This is a genomic window from Aequorivita soesokkakensis, from assembly GCF_001641085.1.
GTDB lineage: Bacteria > Bacteroidota > Bacteroidia > Flavobacteriales > Flavobacteriaceae > Aequorivita > Aequorivita soesokkakensis.
Genome location: NZ_LXIE01000034.1, coordinates 67,142 through 86,820 on the forward strand (window position 1 = coordinate 67,142; position 19,679 = coordinate 86,820).

A 19,679-nucleotide genomic window follows, 5' to 3' on the forward strand; every position below is an offset into this window, starting at 1 on the left:
ACAAAAAAACCCCTTCCGAAGTAAACCTTCAAAAGGGGTTTTGGTTATTTTATCAATCCACCATCTTTGTCGTGGAAGTGATATTCGAGATACGTATACGCATCACGCGGTTGAATTTTCACCCATTTTTTGTGCTCCAAAAACCATTTGGTACGCACACTCGGGAATCCTTTTGTTAAAAAGGCCGCTATAAAAGGATGCGTATTGAGCGTTATCTTTTTATAGTCTTTTGTGAAAAGGCGCTTCACCTCTTCGTTTATTCTGTTGATAACAATGATTGGCGCTTCAATTTCGCCATTTTCATCCCCGCTTCCATTTGCATTAGGATCTTCTTCACGGGTCTTGATGTTCATCTCTGGCCTAACACGTTGGCGGGTTATTTGTATCAATCCGAATTTGCTTGGCGGGAGTATTTTGTGTTTTGCTCTGTCATCTTTCATTTCATCACGAAGATGATTATAGAGCTGTTTACGGTGGTTGGCATTTGCCAAATCAATAAAATCCACTACAATAATTCCTCCCATATCGCGCAACCTTAGCTGTCTTGCCACCTCAGTGGCTGCAATCATGTTCACTTCAAGCGCTGTGCCTTCTTGTGTTTTTTGCTTGTTGCTTCGGTTACCGCTGTTCACGTCTATTACGTGCATTGCTTCGGTATGTTCAATTACCAAATAAGCTCCTTTGCTACCTGATACTGTTTTTCCGAAGGAAGTTTTAATCTGCCTTTCAATTCCGAATTTTTCAAACATCGGAACATTGCTATCATAGAACTTTACGATATTGTCTTTTTTTGGTGCAATTTCCTGCACATAATCTTTTATTTGCAAGTAAAGGGTTTCATCGTCAATATGTATTGCAGAGAATGAATCATTAAACATATCGCGGATGATGGATGCTCCCCGGTTTAGCTCGCTCAGCACTTTTGAAGGGTGGTGCGCCCCATGTAGCTTCTTACACATCGCTGTCCAGCGTTCGGTAAGGTTCTGTAAATCTTTGTCCAGTTCTGCTACTTTTTTGCCCTCGGCTACGGTGCGTATTATTACGCCAAATCCTTTTGGTTTAATGCTTGTTATCAAGCGTTTTAACCTGTCTTTTTCTTCGTTGCTTTCTATTTTTTGGGAAACAGAAACTCTATCGGAAAACGGAACCAACACAATATATCTTCCAGCTATAGAAAGCTCGGAACTTATACGTGGTCCTTTGGTGGAAATGGGTTCTTTTACAATTTGAACCAAGATGGATTGATTACTTTTTAAGGCATCATTCAAGTTGCCATGCTTATCAATCTCTTTTTCGAATGGAAAATTGGTCAAGGAATAATCCTTTAATTTACCAGAACTCACACTTTTCACAAATTTCAATTGTGAAAGCACTTTCGGGCCGAGATCGTGATAGTGTAAAAAACCATCTTTCTCATAGCCAACATTCACAAAGGCGGCGTTTAGACCAGGGACTGTTTTACGTATTTTGGCAAGAAATATGTCGCCAACGGTAAAATTGTTGTCCTCTTCCTCTTTGTGGAGCTCTATTAGTTTTCCATCTTTTAAAAGGGCAAAATCAACTTCTTGTGAACCGGACCTAATAAATAATTCGTAGTTCACGTTACATTAATTTTGTTGTTCCGAAGTAAAACTCGGAACTAATTAAACAATATTTTTCACAGATTTTATATAAAAATCCGGCGAAACTGCACCAAAACCAAAAGCCGGCTGTTGCAATCTCATTTTCAAAGAACGATTTTTCGTTTGTTTTATTCGGAAATAGTGCCAAAAAAGCAAGATTTCCTAAACACTTTTAAAACAGAAAAAGTAGTTTAGAAACTACTTTTTCTTTTTGTGGCGGTTAGCGCGACGACGCTTTTTACGCTTGTGGGTCGCTACCTTATGTCTTTTTCTTTTTTTACCACTTGGCATACTAAAGTCTTTTTTAATGCTCCACCAAAGTGGAACGGGTTAGAATTATTTTACGTCCACATTGGTCTTTACACCTTCAACAAAAACTTTTGCAGGTTTAAAGGCCGGAATATTGTGGGCTGGTATTTTAATAGTTGTGTTTTTTGAAATGTTTCTTCCTGTTTTTTCAGCTCTTGTTTTGATAATAAAGCTTCCAAAACCTCTTAAATACACATTGTCTCCACCTTCCAAAGAGTTTTTTACTTCTTCCATAAAGGTTTCAACAGTAGCTTGTACTTCATTCTTTTCCATTCCTAGTTTTTCTGAAATCTTCGCTACGATATCTGCTTTCGTCATTACTTTTAAATTTTAATTAATTTTCTTTTACTAGATTTTTTTTAGAGACCGCAAATATACATATTTTAAAATCAATAATTCAAACCTTAATCCTTTAAAATTTAAAGGGATATAGATTAATTTTACCCAATGCTCAAAATAGCCCCATATTTTTCCAATAAACTCATTGCGTGGTATTTACAAAACAAACGTGAATTGCCATGGCGAAATACCGCCAATCCTTACCATATTTGGCTTTCCGAAATTATGCTGCAGCAAACTCGAGTTTTGCAGGGTTTGCCCTACTATTTGAAGTTTGTTGAAGCCTATCCAAAAATTGAAGATTTAGCAAACGCTCCCGAGGATGAAGTTTTAAAACTTTGGCAAGGTCTGGGCTATTATTCCCGCGCTCGAAATCTGCACGCAACAGCAAAAATGGTTTCAGAAGAAATGAAAGGTGCTTTTCCAAATAACTACAAAGATTTATTGAAGTTGAAGGGCGTGGGAGATTATACCGCGAGTGCAATCGCAAGCATTTCTTTTAACCAACCCGAAGCGGTTGTGGACGGAAATGTATATCGTGTGCTTTCACGTTTTTTTGGAATTTCCACTCCTATTAATACAACCGCTGGGCAAAAGGAATTTAAAAAGCTTGCGCAGCGGTTGATCGATAAAGACCAGCCCGGAACTTTTAACCAAGCCATTATGGAATTTGGTGCACGATTCTGCGTACCGCAAAACCCAGATTGTGGAAACTGCATTTTTAATGACTCTTGCGTGGCTTTTCAGCAGAGAAAAGTTTCGCAACTTCCTATGAAAATTAAGTCGAAGACCGTAAAAATCAGGTTTTTCAACTATTTGGTATTTCTTTCGGAAAACGAACGCACTATTTTGCAACAACGAAATGGAAAAGGAATATGGCACAAACTCTATGAATTTCCACTAATTGAAACTTCTGAAGAAATCAATCTTTCGATGTTGAAAAAACTTCCACAGTTTCAAGATTTTTCAAAAAAACTGAATATTGAAAATATTTCCCTTTTCAATGAAAAACCGGTTGTCCACAAACTTTCGCACCAACATTTAAACACGCGTTTTTGGATTGTTGAAACTTCGGAAGCAAGTGAAAGCACAATCCCAATATCTGAAGTAAAAAATTATGCCGTACCTGTTTTGATCGAAAATTTCGTTTCAGAATTTTTTGAAAATTATTGATTGTTCACATCTTAATGTGGCAACCGCAAATCATTTCATATAAAAATTTAAAAAATCCTTATATTTAAAACGCAAAATTTACCTTTGCACAAATTGAAAAAGAAAGAATTATGAGTGGAACTTTGAATAAAGTAATGCTGATTGGGCATACGGGCGATGATGTGAAAATGCATTATTTTGAAGGTGGCAACAGTTTGGGCCGTTTTCCTTTGGCTACCAACGAAACCTACACTAATAAATCTACGAATGAACGCGTAACCAATACCGAATGGCACAACATTGTGGTTCGAAACAAAGCAGCTGAAATCTGCGAAAAATATTTGAAAAAAGGCGATATGGTTTATATTGAAGGCCGCCTAAAAACGCGTAAATGGCAGGATGAAAAAGGCTTGGATAGATACAGCACCGAAATACATTGTACAGATTTTACCTTTTTAACCCCAAAGGGCGAAAGCAATAGTGCTTCAAATAATAATTCTGGACAAAATGAACAGAAATCTGAGCCTACATCAGCACCACAAAACAACAATTCAGTTTCTGAAGAAGAGGATGATCTTCCTTTTTAATGTTTAACTAAAACCATCAACTTGGACACGGAGCCCCCTGGTTTACTTTTTTTTATTGTTTTGGATTTTACCCAAATAACGAGCGGTGTAATGCTGTTTGTTCTACTTGCGTGTTCGGCAATGATTTCTGGTGCCGAAGTAGCTTTTTTTTCATTGACGCCTTCAGATTTTGAAACGAACGAAGAAAAGTCGATTGCAAAAAAACTGGGGATTGTTCAGCGTTTGCTTGCAAGACCGAAAAAGTTACTGGCTACAATTTTAGTAGCGAACAATTTTATAAACATTGCCATAGTATTGCTTTTTGACTCTTTAAGCGAAGCACTTTTCTCTGGAATCCAATCCAATTTTTACGGAATTGACGTTCGTTTCATTGTTGAAGTGGGCGTTGTTACTTTCTTTATTTTGCTTTTTGGGGAAATTCTTCCGAAGATCTACGCGAACCGCAACCGAATTTCGTTCGCTGTTTTTATGGCGCAGCCACTGAATATTTTGGACACATTACTTTCACCAATCAGCTTGCCGATGCGCTCAGCCACGCTTTATTTACACGCGAAATACGGCAAACAGAAATCGAACATTAGCGTGGACCATCTTTCGCAGGCGTTGGAGCTTTCAAACAAAGACACAACGCACGAGGAACAAAAAATTCTACAGGGAATCGTTACCTTCGGCAATACCGACACCAAACAGGTGATGAAAAACCGAATGGACATTTTTGCGCTGAACGAAGAGCAATCCTTCAAAGAAATTCTGCCCGAAATTATTGAGCATGGCTATTCGCGAATTCCCGTTTACAAAGACAGCATAGACAATATTACCGGAATTCTTTATGTGAAGGATTTAATTCCCTACACAGACCGAAAAATCCTCGATTGGAAAACTTTAAAGCGCGAGGCCTATTTTGTACCCGAAAACAAAAAACTAGACGATTTGCTGAACGAATTCAAGGAAATGAAAATGCACCTTGCCATTGTTGTTGACGAATACGGTGGCACGAGCGGATTGATTTCTTTGGAAGATATTATAGAAGAAATTGTCGGCGAAATTAGCGATGAGTTTGATGATGAAGATTTGGTCTTTTCAAAATTGGATGACAATACCTTCGTTTTTGAAGGAAAAACCCCATTGAAAGATTTTTACAAAGTAATAAAACCCGAAGATCCGGAAGTTTTTGAGAATGAAAAGGGCGAAGCGGAGACCTTGGCTGGATTTCTATTGGAAATTTCAAAGGGTTTTCCGAAGAAGAATGAAGTAATATCTTTCCACAATTATGCGTTTACCATTGAAGCGTTTGAGGGCAAACGCATCAAACAAATAAAACTTACCATTGAAAATTTATAGCCTCGTTTTCCTTTTAATTTCCAGTATTTTCATCTTTGCTTCCTGTGAAGATGACGTTTTGGTAAAGCCTTCGGCTATGCTTCGGCTAGACTATTCAAAACCTGAATACCGCACCGTAGAAACGGGTTGTCCTTATAATTTTTCAATGAACGGGAATGCTACAATGGTAAAAAAGAAAAATTGCGGTACAAATATTTATTACCCAAATATGAAGGCCACTTTATATTTAACCTATCAAGATATTCGCAACAATAATTTGGATTCGTTACTACAGGATGCCCAAAAATTAGCTTTTGACCACACCATAAAAGCGAATAGCATCCCCGAGCAACCTTTTATAAATCCGGACAAAAAAGTGTACGGCATGTTTTATATGATTAACGGAAATGCCGCGACCCAAGCGGAGTTTTACGTTACCGATAGCATCAATCATTTCTTGAACGGCGCTCTCTATTTTGACGCTAAACCGAACTTTGATTCTATCTATCCAGCGGTAATTTATCTTCGGGAAGACATCCGCAAATTAATGGAAACCATTACCTGGGAATAGCACTCTGCAAACGCTACTTAAAAAAAGTTAACAAAGCCTTTGCAAATGGTTCAGCAAGTTTTTGTAACTTTTGACTGTAAAACCAACGATTATGATCAAAGTATATTCACGTTACGGTATCGGGATAGCAATAGTCCTGATTGCATATTTTCTTCTTTTAAAATTAGTTGGCCTGCACCAATATCCAGTTTTGAGCGCAGTAAATGGATTGATTTTCGGCGCAGGAATTTATATGGCAATGAAAAAATACAGCGAGCGAAAAAGAAATTTTAAATATGAAAAAGGTTTTGAAGTAGGCCTGCTCTCCGGCGGAATTGCATCTATACTCTTCACTCTTTTTATGGCAATTTATATGTACCAAATTGATACAGAGTTTGCCGAAAATATTATGAATGCCTGGAACTTAGAATATGATATGGGCACGCTAATGTTGCTTTTATCTATTTTAATTATGGGCTTTTCCACCACTTTGGTTTTAACACTTGCTTTTATGCAACTTCTCAAAAAATCCTGGAATACACAGGATGGAAACAGGAATACCCTTTAAATAAAAATCCCAAACCGCAAATTCCGAATTCCAAAAAAAAATCCAAAAACCTTTAGTATTTGGCTTTGAAAAGATTAAATAAAAATCCTTTGTTGTTTCCTTTTTAAAAATTATATTTGCACCCGCTTTTGCCGGACGGTGAAAGCATTTTGTTTAACTAATTTATAAACGATTCGCTATGTACGCAATTGTAGAGATAGCAGGGCAGCAAGTAAAAGTTGCGAAAGACCAGAAGGTTTTTGTTAATCGTTTGCCAGTTGAGGAAGGAAAAAAAGTGTCTTTTGACAATGTACTTCTTATTGGTGACGGAGACAAAATTACCATCGGCGCCCCAGCTATAGACGGAGCTCAAATAGGAGCCAAAGTCGTAAAACACCTTAAAGGTGACAAGGTTATTGTATTCAAAAAGAAAAGAAGAAAAGGTTTCCGCAAGAAAAACGGTCACCGTCAGTATCTTTCTGAAATCGTAATCGAAAGCATTGTAGCCTCAGGAGCTACACCTGCTAAAAAGGAAGAAGCTAAAAAAGCTGCTCCTAAAAAAGAAACCAAGCCAGCCGCTAAAACTGAAGCTAAAAAAGCCGAGCCAAAAGCAAAAGCGAAAAAAGAAGTTGAAGTTAGCGAAAATCTTGTAACGCGTGCAGAGCACAGAGCGGAAGATGCTAATATCGAAATGAACATCGATAAAGTACTTCACAGTATCGGTACTGCTACAAAAGCAGAAGCAGATGATTTGAAACTCATCAACGGTATTGGCCCAGCTTATGAAGCTAGACTTAACGAAGTAGGCATCTATACTTGGGAGCAAATAAGCAAACTTAAAGCTGCAGACCGCGAAGAACTTTCAGCTATCGACGGGATTACCCGTGATAAGATTGAATCTGAAGAGTGGGTGAAGCAAGCTAAGGAATTGTTGAAAAACAAATAAACCGAAATCATTAATTAAAAAGTATAAACCATGGCTCACAAAAAAGGAGTTGGTAGTTCCAAAAACGGTCGCGAATCAGAATCGAAACGTCTTGGCGTTAAGATTTTCGGAGGGCAGGCTGCCATTGCAGGAAATATCATCGTAAGACAAAGAGGTTATACGCATCACCCAGGTGAAAACGTATATGGTGGTAAAGATCACACCCTTCACGCGCAAGTGGACGGGACTGTAAAGTTTACCAAAAAGAGAGATAACAAGAGCTACGTTTCTATCGTTCCAAACGCTGAAGCATAGTATCAACCTTGTATTATAAAAATAAAGACCTTCGCAGAAATGTGAAGGTCTTTTATTTTATGGTATGTTTTTGAAATTCTGAAAAAGAAATAGTCTTTTTCAACCCCGTCCATTTCGCATCCTCTGGATAGTGGGTATATATAAAATCTGCAGGTTTCGTTAAATACCAATAATCATCCGTACTACTTTTGCTGCCATAACTAATGGCCCAAGTAATGTCAAGCAATTGCCATTTTCCATTTAGCTTTACGGCATTCCAAGTATGGTTCGGTTGCTTCACTTTTCGAATTTTACCCGAATAATCTTTTGTGAACCCGTGAATTACTTCCGCAGAGATTCCAACATTTTCACAAAGGCTTTTAAAGAGGAATGCATACCCTCCACAGAGTGCCATTTTACGCTCCAAGACGTTTTTAATTATATTTTCTTCTGAAGTGTAAATTTCCTTTTGAAGTTTTGCACTTAATCGCAATTCATTGTCATAAGAAATATTGGAAGTTATCCACTCATAGATTGCGCGAACTTTATCAGTATCCGCAATAGCATCTTTTGTGATGGCAAAAGCAAGTTTTTCAGTAGAAAAAGCAGGCTTCTTTATAGAAATATAATCTCTCTGCTCAGTATCATTTCCAATTACGGCACCAATCTGTGCAAAGCAATTAAATGCAAAGAATGAAAAAAGTAAAAAAATAAATTGCTTGCGCATAAACCCAAAATGATTTATTTGAAAACGCAATTATTAAAGTTATATTGAAAACGAAGGTGTTAAAACTTATTTGGTCAATTTCTTTAAATCCATTTCAGAAACATTCAGCAGTCCAACTTTTGGAAGCCGTTTGGTAAGTTCGCGCCAATTTTCATCCTTTTTATAGATTTTCTGAAGCATTTCAACAGCACGTTCCATTTGCTTGTCATTTGCCAAGGTAATCGCAGTCCAATATTGCATTTCCAGATTTTCGGGAAACATTTTCATGGCAGCATTGTATTCGTCCATGGCGCTTTTCATTTCATTCTTTTCAACATATAAATCGCCTTGATTCATATGCTCATAAGCTCTAAATACTTTTAAGAGTCTATCAATCTCTTTTATTGGATCTTCAGAATCGTCAACCCGCAAATCAATTAATTTGTCATTCCAAGGTTCTGTAGATGCTTCTGCTGCAAAAACCACCAGCGCGGCAGATTGTTTGCCGCGAATGTCGCCTCCTTCATTTTGTGCAGCTTGCAGGACCGCTACCATTCTTTCAGCCAATGGCAGTTCGCTATTCTCTTTCCAAGCTTTTTCCATTGCCGGCACCACTTTTTCATTGAGCATCATATTTGCCTGCACAGAAAAGTTTTCGCCATTGGCATGCCCTGCAAAATCAATACAACTCTTGCCCGTGTGTGTTGCAACTCTTCCCTGTTTATCCAAAATTGCCACTTGTCTAAAATCCCTTCCTTCATCATCACTCAACAATATATTTAGAGCCTCTTGGGGTGTTTTTCCTTCTTTAAGCAAATCCAAGCCACGAAGCCCAAAGGATCTGTTAGTAAACGATTGCGTTGCAACAACACCCACACCAGCTTCGCCCCAAGAAACGCCAGTGCCTACACTGAACCAGTGGCTTTGAACCGCCACGGCCATTTCGCCTGTTTTGGCATCGCGGGCCACTATTGAGTAGGTATGCGCCAAAGGATCATTGGGTTTCTGGGTTTGGGCCACTGTTGAAAAGATTGAAAAAAAACTAAAAATTAAAAGAACAGATTTCATAATAAATGATTTAGTACTTAAAGATAAATTTTTATTGCAACAGTTTGAAGAATTTAATCATTAAGAAAAATACATACATTTTACAGTTATAATCTTTTTTGAATTTATGGACATTGGTTTAGCATTTGAATTTCATTATAATATGTTATTTTAGTACTCTTTAAAAACCCCTTTTTGAAACTTTCTGAATGTTGAAATATTTACGCTACTCCATACTTTTTATTTCCATTATAGGATTTGCGCAAAATAGCCAAGACACTATTTCGACACAAAACAACATATCCCAAACTGTTCTTAAAGATTCCCTCAAGGCAATGCAGGATCGAGCAGATTATATGTTGTTTGAAGGAAAATACGACTCGGTTATTTTAACATCCATAGACAATATAAGACTGGCCGAACAAATTGGCGATATAGATGCCGCCTATTATTCCAGATATATGATGGGCGCCTCTTTTATATATTTAAAAGATTTTAAAAACGCCCACGATTACGCGGAAGATTATTTAAAGTTTGCAGAAAAATCAAAAGACGAATTTAAGATTGCCCGCGCCTATAATTTTATGGGGGCGCTTTATCTTACCGAAAAAAAATACGATTCCGCCCTTCCTTTTTTTGAAAAAGCATTGCCACTTTCGCTAAAAAGAAAAGATACACTGGAAGTGGCCATGGTATATTACAATTTATCGGAATCTAACCTTAACCAAGGCAATAAAAAAAAGGCCGAGCTTTATTTCAAAAAGGCAAAACAGGGAATAGATGCCATGAAATTTAAAGGTTTAACAACCGAAATGAGCTTGCTGCAAGGCAAGTTGAACCTATCTTCAAACAACCCAAGTGAAGCCATAAACAACTTTAAGGAAGCTATCGCTTTTGCTCAAAATGGTAATTATATTGACGACAATTTAATTGAGTCATATAAAGAATACAGCAAGGCTCTTTTTGAGGTTGGGGATTATAAAGAAGCTTTTTTGGTGCGGAAAACATTTGATAGCCTCACAGCCCTCCAATTTGAAAAGGAGAAACTTATGGCCATTCAAAATGCAGCGGCCCAGTTTAGCGTCAATGAGTACAAAAAGCAGGCGCACCAAGCAGAACTTGAAAAAAAATTGATTTCTGAAAAAGTTATATTAAGTAATGTACTCCTTTACTTTTTTATTGGGGCCGCTCTATTAATGGGGTTGTTTTTAATAATTCTTTACATATCCCATAAAGGAAGAAAAAAATTGACACTTACATTAAAAGAAAAGAACCAACAATATTTAAAAGCCAAAGAAAAATCTGAAAAACTAGCCTTGGCAAAAAGTAAATTCTTTTCAACCGTGAGCCATGAATTACGAACTCCACTTTACGGCGTTATCGGGTTGAGCTCTGTGCTTTTGGAGGACGAATCGCTTAAAAACCACCGTGCCGATTTGAAAAATCTAAAATTTTCAGCAGACTATCTTTTGGCGCTTATAAACGATGTGTTACAAATAAGCAAATTGGAATCAAATACCCTGGAAGAAATGAAGGCTCCCTTTGATCTGAAGGATTTAGTGCAGTCTATTGTTTCGTCTTTTCAATACGCTTTGGTTCAAAATAAAAACAAACTTCACGTAGCTATTTCAGAAAATATTCCACACACCATTATCGGTGACCGCGTGCGGCTTTCACAAATTCTGATGAATTTAGTGGGCAATGCCATAAAGTTTACCACTAATGGCGATATTTATATTTCAGCCCAGGAAGAATCAATTTCAGAAAATGAAATAGCCATATATTTCAGCATTACAGACAATGGAATTGGCATTCCGAAAGAAAAACAGAAAGCCATTTTTGAAGAATTCCAACAAGTAGATTCTGAGGATTACAAACTTCAGGGCACTGGTCTGGGGCTTACTATCGTGAAGAAATTGCTGGAAGCCTCAAAATCTTCAATCAACTTAAAAAGCAAACCCGGCGAAGGATCTACCTTTAGTTTTACGTTAAGTTTCCAAATTTTGAAGCATTTGCTTCAAGACAAAATACTGGACAACAATAGCATTTTAAACGGAAAGAAAATATTGATAGTAGATGACAATCGCATCAACCAAATAGTTACCAAGAAAATACTTGAAAATCATGGAATGATGGGTGATATTGCTGAAAATGGCGATAATGCAATAAAAAAATTACAGCAAGAAGCTTTTGACCTTGTTTTGATGGACATAAATATGCCGGGGAAAGATGGAATTGAAACTACTAAAGAGATAAGATTGTTCAATAAAATTGTTCCAATTGTGGCTTTGACAGCTATTGAGGTAGAAGAAATGAGAAACAGAATTTTAGCATCCGGGATGAACGATATTATTGTAAAACCCTATGATACCGATAAATTTTTAAAAATAATTCTTCACAGTCTAAATGATGATGAAGAGGATTTGTTTCATTACCACAAAAATTCAACTATTGAGCAATAAAAAATCCTAAGCTAAATTGCTTAGGATTTCTTATAAAATTTATCGGGTAGTGTTTATCCTTTTAAACTCGCGCTTAAATATTCACGGTTCATACGGGCAATGTTTTCCAAGGAAATTCCTTTTGGGCACTCAATTTCGCAAGCCCCTGTATTGCTACAGTTTCCGAAACCTTCTTTGTCCATTTGTGCAACCATATTCAATACACGCTCCGTTGCTTCAATTCTTCCCTGCGGAAGCAAAGCAAACTGGCTAACTTTTGCAGAAGTGAAAAGCATCGCGCTGGCGTTTTTACAAGCGGCCACACAAGCACCACAACCAATACAAGTAGCAGCCTCAAATGATTCATCTGCATCGTGTTTGTTTACTGGAATGGTGTTGGCATCAATAGTATTTCCGGAAGTATTTACAGAAATATAACCCCCAGCCTGTTGAATTCTATCAAAAGCGCTTCTATCTACCACCAAGTCCTTTATTACAGGAAAAGCCTTTGCACGGAACGGTTCAATAACAATTGTATCGCCATCGTTGAACATTCTCATATGCAATTGGCAAGTTGTAACCAAACGGTCAGGCCCGTGTGGTTCACCATTTATTTGCAACGAGCAGCTACCACAAATTCCCTCACGGCAATCGTGATCAAAAACTACGGGCTCTTCGCCTTTGTTTATTAAGTCTTCATTGAGAACGTCGAGCATTTCTAAAAAAGACATGTCACCTTCTACTCCGTCAATAGGATATGTTTTTAGCTCTCCTTTTGTTTGACTATTTTTCTGTCTCCAGATTTTTAGTGTTAACTTCATAATCTATTTGTATGATCTCGATTTAACCTCAATATTTTCGTATTCCAATTCTTCTTTGTGAAGTACTTCATTTCCTGGATCTCCAGTGTATTCCCACGCGGCGACATACATAAAGTTTTCGTCGTCACGCAATGCTTCCCCTTCTTCAGTTTGATATTCTTCTCGGAAGTGACCGCCACAGCTTTCATTTCTATGAAGCGCATCTTTTGCAAAAAGTTCACCCAACTCCAAGAAATCTGCAACGCGGGTTGCTTTTTCTAGCTCAGCATTCATTTCGTTCATTCCACCGGGAACTTTTACATCTCTCCAAAACTCTTCGCGAAGTGCTCTAATTTCAGCCATAGCAGACTCTAAATCTTTTGCATTACGCGCCATTCCACATTTGTCCCACATAATATGGCCCAATTTCTTGTGAAAATGATCTACGGAATGTGTGCCTTTATTGTTTATCAACTTCTCCAAAAGTTCACGGACCTTGTTTTCGGCTTCGTCAAATTCTTTAGTATCTGTTGGAATTTTTCCTGTTTTAATATCTTTTGAAAGGTAATCACCAATAGTATATGGCAATACAAAATAACCATCTGCCAAACCTTGCATCAAGGCCGAAGCTCCTAAACGGTTCGCACCGTGATCGCTAAAGTTGGCTTCCCCAGTTACGTAGCAACCCGGAATGGTTGATTGCAAATTGTAATCTACCCAAATACCACCCATCGTATAATGCACCGCAGGATAAATCATCATCGGGGTTTCGTATGGGTTTTCATCAACAATCTTCTCATACATTTGGAAAAGGTTTCCGTATTTATTCTCGATAACCTGTTTTCCGAGTTTTGTAACTTCTTCCTTGCTAGGATTGTGGTTTCCGTGGATTGCTGCCTGCTCTTTTCCGTAGCGCTCAATGGCAGAGGCAAAGTCAAGATATACAGCTTGTCCTGTTTTATTTACTCCAAAACCTGCGTCGCAACGCTCTTTTGCAGCACGTGAAGCAACATCACGTGGCACCAGGTTTCCAAAGGATGGATATCTTCTTTCCAAGTAATAATCGCGTTCTTCAGCTGAAAGATCGTTTGGTTTTTTCTTTCCGTTTCTGATAGCTTCCGCATCTTCTTTCTTCTTCGGAACCCAAATTCTACCGTCATTTCGAAGTGATTCTGACATTAAAGTCAACTTACTTTGATGGTCTCCCGAAACAGGAATACAGGTTGGGTGAATTTGTGTATAGCAAGGATTTGCAAAATAAGCGCCTCTTTTATGGATTTTCCACGAAGCGGTAACATTACTTCCCATTGCGTTTGTGGAAAGAAAGAAAACATTTCCGTAACCACCCGAAGCAATAACTACAGCGTGTGCGGAATGTCTTTCTATTTCACCTGTAACCAAATCGCGAGCAATAATCCCTCTTGCTTTTCCATCTACAATTACCAAATCCAGCATTTCGTGGCGGTTGTACGGAGTAATTTTTCCACGATTAATTTGTCGGTTCATCGCGGAATATGCACCCAAAAGCAGTTGTTGCCCAGTTTGTCCTTTTGCATAAAAAGTACGCGAAACCAATACCCCTCCAAAGGAACGGTTGTCCAAATAACCACCGTATTCACGAGCAAAGGGAACTCCCTGAGCTACACATTGGTCAATAATATTTGCTGAAACCTCAGCAAGACGGTACACGTTTGCCTCACGCGAACGGTAATCGCCTCCTTTTATGGTATCGTAAAACAATCTATAATTTGAATCACCGTCGCCTTGATAGTTTTTGGCAGCGTTGATACCTCCCTGCGCGGCAATGGAGTGAGCACGACGTGGGGAATCCTGATAACAGAATGTTTTTACGTTATAGCCCAATTCTGCAAGGGTTGCTGCGGCGCTTCCGCCGGCAAGACCTGTACCCACCATAATTACGTCAATATTACGCTTGTTGGCTGGGTTAACCAGATTTATATCGTTTTTATGTTTTGTCCACTTATCGGCTAAGGGTCCTTTGGGTATTTTGGAATCTAATTTCGACATCGCTTTTTCTTTTAGTGGATTTGATTAAAGTGAAGGTAAAGTGCAATAAAAATAAAGCCCAACGGAATAAATATTGCGTAAAACTGTGTAAAAGCCCTCAAGCCTTTTGAATATTTGTTGTTCCAGCCCATACTTTGGAAAGACGAAGAGAAGCCATGCCAAAGGTGAAGCGCCAACAATACAAAAGCCAAGCAATATAGACCTGTTCGGACGGGGCTTTCAAACTTGTGCAATAATTCTGGGTAATAACGCGTAGCGTCCAATGGATTGCTTTCAATGTATTTGTGAACTATTTCCGGAAACCAGAAATCGTAAAAGTGTAATCCTAAAAAAGCTAAAATAACAGCACCGCTAATAATCATATTTCGCGAAGCCCAGGTTGAATTTCTATTTCCTTTGAAGGATTTATAGCTTATTTGTCTTGCATTGTTGTTTCTTATTTCAAGTACAATTCCCATAATAAAATGAAATACCACACCAAAAATCAAGACTGGCTGCAGAATAAACTGAACCAAAATGTTGTGTCCCATAAAATGCGACCAACTGTTAAAAGTTTCGGGATCTATAACCGAAGTGATGTTGATGGTAAAATGCTGTGCCAAGAAAAACACAAGAAATAAGCCCGAAAGTGCCATAGCAACTTTTCGTGCAATTGAAGAGGATAGTATTGCCATTATGGTTTTATTTCAAGAATAGTTGTACAAAAATACGTTACCCAAAATTGAATGCCAAAGAAATATCTTTATTAGTATCTTATTTAGATTTGTTATAACAAAAAACCATTCACCGTAAGTGAATGGTTTTTTTATTTACTTAAAAAAATTATTTACTGAACAACTAACTTCACAGTAGCCGTTGTTTCGTTTTGAGTTATGCTTACCAAATAAACACCAGATTTAAGAGCAGAAATGTTAAGCTCACCATTTGTTGTGGTATTGATAACTTGCTTTCCTAAAAGGTCATAAACTACAACTTGTTTTTCTCCAGCAATAGAAGTGTTGATATTGACTTTTCCATTTGCAGGATTTGGGTAAATGCTAAAGTTAGAATTTGAATTATCACTAACGCCCAAAGAAGGAGTCAATTCAACAGCAAAAATCAGGTTGGAAGGAGTACATTGGCACATACCTACCAATGCTAAACCATTGTGTCCATCTATCTCATCTGTTATGGCCAGTCCTCCCGCAAGTACATCAGTAGCTCCTGAAGCAAATCCATCAGCAGAGAAATCATAAACAACTCCAGTAGGAACTCCTGTAGTTGCGTTTAATTGTGTAACAAAATCTCTACTTGGGGCAGTTCCGGTTTGATCGTGGATCCAAAGAAATGGACCTCCGGGCGATACATTATCAATTGCACCCCCATAAACCACCGTTTGGTGAGTAGCTGCAGGTATTACTGAAAGCTCATTTCCATCCATATCAATGGAAGCAATGTCATTCGAAAAACTGCCTATCCAAAAACCTCCGTTTCCACCATCAAGGGTTTCATCATAGGTAAGCATACGGGCAGCAGCAGAGGAGGTTATGTTAATTGTATTATCAATTGTCATACTACCTGGATCGATTTCATAAATAACTGCTCCAGCCGTACCCATAAACAAACTTGTACCATTCGTGGTTATTGAACGTACGCCAGCCACTCCTGGAATCTGGAAAGTTTCAATTAGAACCCCACCGCTATCCAAGCGATAAAAATCTTCTGACATGGTCGCGTCCCATCTTGTAGTGATGTATTGATCGTTAAAGTAAATAACAGCAGCAAGGCCATTAGTTCCTGTTGATGTGCCTGCATCCACAAGCGTAAGAAGGTCAAATAATGCATTGCTATTTTCAGTAGCTGGCTGTCCATTTGAATATGGAGCAGCTTCCGTTTCCTGTGCAAAAGTAGAAATACCGCTACCTAGTGCAAAAGCGATTGAAAGAATAAGTAGTTTTTTCATCATATAAAATTTTTAAATGTTAGTAATCAAATGTATTAAATTATTTAATTGAAAAAACAATTGTAGAATATTTTGTAGATAAGTTCATACCCAGCTTATACTGCCCTTTTGGCAAGTAATATTTACCATTTTCAGCTTTCTTGATTTTCACATTTTCTTTTTCAAGAACCTTCATCCCTTTTTCTGAAATTGAAAGGTCATATTCAATAATATTTACGCCTTTTACAGTCTCAATGAAAAGACTTTTCAACTCTTTTCCATCTTCGGTTTTAATAGAAATTGTTGCTTTTCCAGCTTGTGGACTGTAAAATTGAATTTTTACTTTTGGCTCAAAAACTTCGCCCCAAGTGCTGAATTTTCGTCCCCAACGTGGAGAAAAATTCAAAGAATCTATTTCGGCAAGAACCACTTCATTTCTATTTGTTTCATTTAATTTTTGAAGCAACGAAATATCCGCTATATAAATTGACCTTCCGTGGGTTCCCAAAACCAAATGCTTTGCTTCCGGTTGAATCACCAAATCGTGAACGGCAACATTTGGAAGTTCTTTTGAAAATACTTCCCAACTTTCACCGCGATTAAAGGAAACATACGCGCCGTTATCGGTTCCCAAATACAATAGGTTTTCATTTACGGGATCTTCTTTGATGACGTTAATTGAAGAAGTTGGCAAATTGCTGCTGATGTCTCTCCAAGTAGCTCCATAGTTTTCACTCACATACACATAGGGTTTAAAATTATCCCAACGATAGCCGTTCAGTGTAACATAAACCCTTTCTTTTTTATGGGAAGAAGCTATCACGCGACTCACCCAAAGATCCTTAGGAAAACTGTCTGAAATCTTTGTCCAATTTCCACCTCCATCTTTTGAAACATACACCAAACCCTCATCACTTCCTGTGTACAATAATCCAAACTGAAAAGGCGACTCACTGATTGTTGCGAGCGTTCCATAAGCTACATTCCCTGGTTTTCCACCCTGGGTTAAATCTTCGGAAATGGCTGTCCAATCATCCCCTTGATTCATACTCCGCATCAGCTTATTTCCTCCCAAATAAAGAATATCCTGATTGTGCGAACTCAACAAAATAGGCGTTTGCCAATTAAAACGATACGGACTGTCCCCCAATTCGTGTTTCGGCTGAATGTAAACAGGTTCGGCACCATTTCGGTTCAATCTGTAATAATTTCCAAACTGAAAACCTGTGTAAACAATTTTACTGTTTCTGCTATCAATCTGAACTTGCATGCCATCGCCGCCAAAAATAAATTCGTAAGGATACTTCCCGTTTTGAAGCCAACCCGGATTGGCTTCATAATCGTGCGGGCCAACCCAAACCCCATTATCCTGCAAGCCGCCATAAACATTATAGTTTTTTTCGTGATCGATGTTTACGGAATAGAACTGACCAACGGCTGGCGAATTGTTTTTTATCCAAGTCTTTCCATCGTCATAGCTTATATTTACGCCACCATCGTTGCCATCAATTAAATGCCCAGACATTTTTGGGTTTATCCACAGCGCGTGGTGGTCTGCGTGAACGTTGTCTGCATCTATGCTTTCGAAGGTTTTTCCGCCGTCAGCAGATTTTAGGATTGGCACGCCATAAACATATATTTTATTGGCATCGCTGGGATCTACGTGAATTTTTCCGAAGTAATACCCGTATGAATAATATAAATCATCCAAAAAACCATCGTGGGTTTTCTTCCATGTTTTTCCACCGTCGGTGCTTTTATAAACCTCAGCGCCAATTACAGGCGTATCGAACAATTGGCTATTTGCATCTTCTAAATATTTCGCTAAATCTTCAGATTTTACCGTACCTACGCGAACCATTTGCTTTACATTTTCCGAACGATATTTTTCCTGAAAACCGTTCATTTTTAGGAATTGATTTAGCTTTTTATCATCCAAAGCAAGAAAAGTCGCTACGTCCATTTTTTTGAAATCGTCTTTGGTGAGGATATCCGTTTCCTCTTTTTTGGTTTCCTCTTTTCTGTGGAATTGATTATCAACAATCAAATAGACCGTATTGTCATCTACCACGGCGGTGCCTATCCGGCCCATTCCTTTTCCTATTGGCAAGCCGCTATTTTCAGTAGAAACTTTGGTCCACGTGTTTCCGGCATCGGCGCTTTTATAAACGCCACTGCCCTCACCACTGCCATCAAAATTCCAGGCTTTTCGGTCTTTGTCCCAGGCGGCGGCATACATTGTATTGAAGTTTTTTGGGTTTACTGAAATCTCAATAATCCCTGTTTCATTATTTATAAAAAGTGTTTTGCTCCACGTTTTACCGCCATCGGTGGTTTTGAAAACACCTCTTTCGTCATTGTTGGAATATAAATGCCCAACTGCGCCAACAATAACTTCGTTTGGATTTGCTGGATTTATAAAAATACTGCTGATGTGGTGACTGTCGGTAAGCCCAACGTTTTGCCAGGTTTTACCTTTGTCATCACTTTTCAGCAAACCAATTCCCGCATACGAAGAACGGGAAGCATTCACCTCTCCAGTTCCAACCCAAATAGTTCCATTTTTCCAATCTACCGCCACGCAACCCACGTTTTGTGTTGGGCTGCTATCCATTACTGGCATGAATGACGTTCCGTTATTATTGGTGTACCAAAGTCCCCCGCTGGCGTAGCCTACGTAAAACTCTGTGGGATTGTTTGGATTTACGGCAAAATCTACTACGCGGCCGCTCATAATAGTGGGGCCTATGCTTTTAAACGGTAGATTTTTTACTGGAGAGGCCTGCGCAAATTCAGTTTTTTGTTTCAGCCCTGTTTGTACGGCGGTTGCGGGAGTGGCGGGTTGTTGTGAAAAAGATAAAAATGAAATAAGGCAACATGCCGAAAGGAAAAGTTTTTTCATTTGGTGTGGTTTTTTAAAAAAATTGAAGGTACTTAAATATGGCGGGTTTTGCAATAGTTGGTTTAGTGGTTAGGGAGTAGCGAAAAGGTGAAAACCGGAATTAACCCTACCACTTTTTCGCATACTAAAAACCTGTGCAATTTTACTTTGATTTGCATCTTCTGAAATGCTCCATCAAAAAAATTGTTT

Annotated in this window: 17 protein-coding genes; 8 read left to right on the forward strand and 9 right to left on the reverse strand. The window is 38.3% G+C overall.

All coding sequences use genetic code 11. The features are described 5' to 3' along the window. Positions 1 to 44: 44 nt before the first annotated feature. Both A7A78_RS11345 and A7A78_RS11350 read right to left on the reverse strand, forming a co-directional pair. A complete protein-coding gene (locus tag A7A78_RS11345; protein WP_068762579.1) occupies positions 45 to 1,601 on the reverse strand; it encodes an Rne/Rng family ribonuclease in 1,557 nt (518 codons plus the stop codon). A 357-nt stretch (positions 1,602 to 1,958) separates the two neighbouring features. Further along, on the reverse strand, positions 1,959 to 2,249 hold the full coding sequence (locus A7A78_RS11350) for an HU family DNA-binding protein (RefSeq protein WP_014782104.1): 291 nt from the start codon (positions 2,247 to 2,249) through the stop codon (positions 1,959 to 1,961). Positions 2,250 to 2,378: 129 nt separating this feature from the next. On the opposite strand from A7A78_RS11350, the gene mutY reads away from it, so the two are divergent. The 7 genes from mutY to rpmA all read left to right on the forward strand — a co-directional run bounded on the left by mutY (position 2,379) and on the right by rpmA (position 7,666). Beyond that, the gene (mutY, locus tag A7A78_RS11355; protein WP_068762580.1) at positions 2,379 to 3,443 is read left to right on the forward strand and encodes an A/G-specific adenine glycosylase; all 1,065 of its coding nucleotides are present in this window, start codon (positions 2,379 to 2,381) and stop codon (positions 3,441 to 3,443) included. A gap of 110 nt (positions 3,444 to 3,553) precedes the next feature. After that, a complete protein-coding gene (locus A7A78_RS11360) occupies positions 3,554 to 4,009 on the forward strand; it encodes a single-stranded DNA-binding protein (protein ID WP_068762581.1) in 456 nt (151 codons plus the stop codon). A gap of 21 nt (positions 4,010 to 4,030) precedes the next feature. Beyond that, a complete protein-coding gene (locus tag A7A78_RS11365) occupies positions 4,031 to 5,350 on the forward strand; it encodes a gliding motility-associated protein GldE (RefSeq protein ID WP_068762582.1) in 1,320 nt (439 codons plus the stop codon). Continuing rightward, positions 5,337 to 5,900 (forward strand): gliding motility lipoprotein GldD, encoded by a 564-nt coding sequence (gldD, locus tag A7A78_RS11370; protein WP_068762583.1) that lies wholly within the window; start codon positions 5,337 to 5,339, stop codon positions 5,898 to 5,900. Before A7A78_RS11365 ends, gldD begins: the two co-directional genes overlap by 14 nt. A 91-nt stretch (positions 5,901 to 5,991) precedes the next feature. Continuing rightward, positions 5,992 to 6,447: a DUF4199 domain-containing protein gene (locus A7A78_RS11375; protein ID WP_068762584.1), complete on the forward strand. Its 456-nt coding sequence runs from the start codon at positions 5,992 to 5,994 to the stop codon at positions 6,445 to 6,447. 178 nt (positions 6,448 to 6,625) lie between these two features. Continuing rightward, positions 6,626 to 7,372 carry a 50S ribosomal protein L21 gene (rplU, locus tag A7A78_RS11380; RefSeq protein WP_068762585.1) on the forward strand — a complete coding sequence of 249 codons (747 nt, stop codon included), beginning with the start codon at positions 6,626 to 6,628 and terminating at the stop codon, positions 7,370 to 7,372. Positions 7,373 to 7,402: 30 nt separating this feature from the next. Continuing rightward, complete coding sequence (gene rpmA / locus A7A78_RS11385) at positions 7,403 to 7,666, forward strand: 50S ribosomal protein L27 (protein WP_068762586.1); 264 nt, start codon at positions 7,403 to 7,405, stop codon at positions 7,664 to 7,666. Positions 7,667 to 7,718: 52 nt separating this feature from the next. Here rpmA and A7A78_RS11390 read toward each other — a convergent pair whose 3' ends face one another. Next, complete coding sequence (locus tag A7A78_RS11390) at positions 7,719 to 8,372, reverse strand: transglutaminase domain-containing protein (RefSeq protein ID WP_068762587.1); 654 nt, start codon at positions 8,370 to 8,372, stop codon at positions 7,719 to 7,721. Positions 8,373 to 8,438: 66 nt separating this feature from the next. Continuing rightward, positions 8,439 to 9,419, reverse strand: a complete 981-nt coding sequence (locus tag A7A78_RS11395; protein ID WP_068762588.1) for a DUF1028 domain-containing protein — start codon at positions 9,417 to 9,419, stop codon at positions 8,439 to 8,441. Between the two features lie 188 nt (positions 9,420 to 9,607). On the opposite strand from A7A78_RS11395, the gene A7A78_RS11400 reads away from it, so the two are divergent. Further along, positions 9,608 to 11,860 carry a tetratricopeptide repeat-containing hybrid sensor histidine kinase/response regulator gene (locus A7A78_RS11400; RefSeq protein ID WP_068762589.1) on the forward strand — a complete coding sequence of 751 codons (2,253 nt, stop codon included), beginning with the start codon at positions 9,608 to 9,610 and terminating at the stop codon, positions 11,858 to 11,860. Between the two features lie 53 nt (positions 11,861 to 11,913). Here the strand turns inward: A7A78_RS11400 and A7A78_RS11405 are convergent, their stop codons facing one another. From A7A78_RS11405 to A7A78_RS11425, 5 genes are all read right to left on the reverse strand, one after another. Beyond that, positions 11,914 to 12,660 (reverse strand): succinate dehydrogenase/fumarate reductase iron-sulfur subunit, encoded by a 747-nt coding sequence (locus A7A78_RS11405; protein ID WP_068762590.1) that lies wholly within the window; start codon positions 12,658 to 12,660, stop codon positions 11,914 to 11,916. 3 nt (positions 12,661 to 12,663) lie between these two features. Continuing rightward, positions 12,664 to 14,667 carry a fumarate reductase/succinate dehydrogenase flavoprotein subunit gene (locus tag A7A78_RS11410; protein ID WP_068762591.1) on the reverse strand — a complete coding sequence of 668 codons (2,004 nt, stop codon included), beginning with the start codon at positions 14,665 to 14,667 and terminating at the stop codon, positions 12,664 to 12,666. 11 nt (positions 14,668 to 14,678) lie between these two features. After that, positions 14,679 to 15,341 carry a succinate dehydrogenase cytochrome b subunit gene (locus tag A7A78_RS11415; RefSeq protein WP_068762592.1) on the reverse strand — a complete coding sequence of 221 codons (663 nt, stop codon included), beginning with the start codon at positions 15,339 to 15,341 and terminating at the stop codon, positions 14,679 to 14,681. Between the two features lie 152 nt (positions 15,342 to 15,493). After that, a complete protein-coding gene (locus A7A78_RS15310; RefSeq protein WP_242649273.1) occupies positions 15,494 to 16,612 on the reverse strand; it encodes a T9SS type A sorting domain-containing protein in 1,119 nt (372 codons plus the stop codon). 37 nt (positions 16,613 to 16,649) lie between these two features. Next, positions 16,650 to 19,490, reverse strand: a complete 2,841-nt coding sequence (locus tag A7A78_RS11425) for a WD40/YVTN/BNR-like repeat-containing protein (RefSeq protein ID WP_068762618.1) — start codon at positions 19,488 to 19,490, stop codon at positions 16,650 to 16,652. Positions 19,491 to 19,679 lie beyond the last annotated feature (189 nt).